This window comes from Flavihumibacter sp. CACIAM 22H1 (genome assembly GCF_001601815.1).
Taxonomy (GTDB): domain Bacteria; phylum Bacteroidota; class Bacteroidia; order Chitinophagales; family Chitinophagaceae; genus Flavihumibacter.
Genome location: NZ_LUKG01000077.1, coordinates 1 through 2,645 on the forward strand (window position 1 = coordinate 1; position 2,645 = coordinate 2,645).

Genomic DNA, 2,645 nt, shown 5'->3' on the forward strand with positions numbered 1-2,645 from the left:
CTACAGCGTTATGGCAGCAGATCAATTGAGGCGGTGGAAGAATTGTTTTGTATAAATAGTGAATTAACCCTGCAATGGCTTTCTCAGGAGTTGGGAGATGAGCGGGAAGAAGAACGTTGGATTTGGGGATTACAAAGCATTGATTGGTTGCTGGAAAAGTTTGGTTATGACCTGGAACGCAAAACAAATTTGCTGGAACGTTTAAAGACGAAATTTTTGCTGACGAAATTTTTCTACAGGTAAACTCTTAAAAGAACAACTTGATGATGCGGTATCGAAAGCATCGACGGCAATTGGAAGAAAAAATGGAGCAAGGTTTTGCGTTACAAGTACACGATTCGGCAGCAGAAAAATCCATTCTTTTTATTCTGGGTCTTTCGCAGGAAAACCAGTTGGAGCCTGGGTTAGACAGTTTATTGGCAAGTTTGATTCACATGCAGTTGAACCGGCTTTTTACATCAAAGCCGCGGCAGCATGAAATGGTTTGTTACGACTTTTTGCATCGCTATTATTTTGCGAAAAAAATGAAAAAAATGCACCAAAAATAAGAGGCTGTCAGTCCTCAAATACTATTCGTACCTACATTCGGCTTGTTGGTGTAGTGTTTAAGGTCACGATAAATGTTCGGGATAGATTTGTTGTACTCTGATTATACAACAAATAAATTTTAAAAAAATGAGACCCGAGCAAATCAAATCCAAGCTGAACATTCAAAAGAAAACGATCGCTATTATGGTTAAGCAGGCGGAGCTTTCTACCAGTCAGCAACCTTTTGTGAAAGCAAACGATATCCGTTTCATTCCTTCCCTGGTTGAGATTTGTACAACCTCTAGTCCAAGGCCTACTTCGAAAGGAGGTTTCTGATTCGTTTCAGTAATATTTGGTGGCTGCGTACAGAATTTGTAACTATATAGTAGAAACAAATCTGAATGCAGGAAAATAAATATGGTAGAATAATCTGGCATGCTGTATTCTGGCTGATCTGGATAGGAACTACACAATTGGTAGTTTATGTAATGATAGGAACCATTGATGCATTGTCATTGGTTACAAATTACTTACCAAGTATCTGCTGGTTTTATTTCTGTTGCTTGGTGTTATTCAAGGGAGTTTTTGCAAGTAAAAAGGCAAGAATCACAAAATTGCTTTTTATAATATTGCTTTTTCCCATATTTCATTTTACCAGGTTTATTTTACTTGTTTTTTTGAGCGGATATGAAGCTACAATTGAGCAGTTAATTCGTAGGGCGGATGTAGGCTATTCGTTGTCCTATTTCATGCAATACACCATATTTGCTGTTGGATATTCCTACTTCGTTTATTCACTGGAACGGCAGAAACGAATTCAGGAACTTGAATTGAATAACCGACAACTGGAAATCCAACAGCTTCACACTGAATTTAATTTCTTGAAAGCACAAATCAACCCCCATTTTTTATACAATACCCTGAATACCCTGTTTTCCCACGCACAGTATTATTCGGAGGAATTGGCCAATAATATCCTCAAATTGTCCGAAATTATGCGGTACAGCATCGAAGGACTAGATAAGGATAATGGCATGGTTAACCTGAAAAATGAGATCCATTACCTTCATAATCTAATTGATATTCACCAACTTCGCTTCTCAAACGAGCTGCAGATCGATTTCACTGTAACCGGTCCGGTCGGAGATTTTAAGATTCCCCCGCTGGTATTCATTACCTTTGTGGAGAATGCGCTGAAATACGGCGAGTTAAAAAACAGAAATCATCCGCTGATCATCCGATTGGATGCTACCCCGGAAAAAGTCTATTTTTACTGCCAGAACAGGAAAAAGAAAAAAGTGATCGAGAAAAGCAGTGGGATAGGGATTCAGAATGTACTGCGTCGGCTCGACGTTTCCTATAAAGGGAAATACGATGTAGTTACAAGCAATGAAGAGGAATTCTATACACTGGAATTAACCCTTTATGTTTGATTCGTATGGTGAAATGCATGATTAATGATGATGAGAAAGCTGCAATTGATGTTATTGTCAATTACGTTTCCAAGATTGATCTCCTGGAATTGGTGGCTACTGCCATGAATCCCATTACCGGTATTGACCTTATTAACCGGCATAAACCGGATCTCGTTTTCCTGGATATTCAAATGGAGGAAATGAATGGGATTGATATCCTAAAGATCGTAGGTAATCATACCAAAGTTATTTTTTGTACAGCCTATTCAGATTTTGCTTTAGATGCTTTTGATTACGAAGCGGTGGACTATCTAATGAAGCCCATCGCTTTTCCACGTTTTATGAAAGCTGTTCAACGTGCCGTTAGTATAATTATGGCGGGTAAAGTAGCAGTAGTGGATTCTATCCCCAACGATTACATATTCATAAAAACGGAACAAAGAGGTAAGCTGGTTAAAATCAATTACAATGAGATTGATTTTATAGAAGGACAAAAAAATTATGTTGCCTTTCATAAAGGCAAAGAAAAAATAATGACCCTTCTTAATCTGAAGGACGTAGAAGATCGACTCCCCAAAAATATCTTTGTACGTGTACATCGCTCTTTTATTGTGCCATTCCATAATATTATTTCTATAGAGAATAATATTCTTCGCTTAAGGAATCGGGTAGAGCAGGTACCAATTGGTACCAGTTTTAAAG

Annotated in this window: 5 protein-coding genes; all 5 read left to right on the forward strand. The window is 38.0% G+C overall.

The window, feature by feature from the left end; genetic code table 11:
* A partial coding sequence (locus tag A1D16_RS17335; RefSeq protein ID WP_290711823.1) for a thiopeptide-type bacteriocin biosynthesis protein occupies window positions 1–243 on the forward strand: 243 nt, incomplete at its 5' end.
* A gap of 23 nt (window positions 244–266) precedes the next feature.
* The gene (locus A1D16_RS21775) at window positions 267–548 is read left to right on the forward strand and encodes a lantibiotic dehydratase C-terminal domain-containing protein (protein ID WP_366206992.1); all 282 of its coding nucleotides are present in this window, start codon (window positions 267–269) and stop codon (window positions 546–548) included.
* A 127-nt stretch (window positions 549–675) separates the two neighbouring features.
* Entirely contained in the window at window positions 676–864 is a 189-nt protein-coding gene (locus tag A1D16_RS17340) for a hypothetical protein (protein WP_290711825.1), read from the forward strand.
* Window positions 865–929: 65 nt separating this feature from the next.
* Window positions 930–1,961: a histidine kinase gene (locus tag A1D16_RS17345; RefSeq protein ID WP_290711827.1), complete on the forward strand. Its 1,032-nt coding sequence runs from the start codon at window positions 930–932 to the stop codon at window positions 1,959–1,961.
* A 5-nt stretch (window positions 1,962–1,966) separates the two neighbouring features.
* The coding region (locus A1D16_RS17350) for a LytTR family DNA-binding domain-containing protein (protein WP_290711860.1) at window positions 1,967–2,645 on the forward strand (679 nt) is incomplete at its 3' end.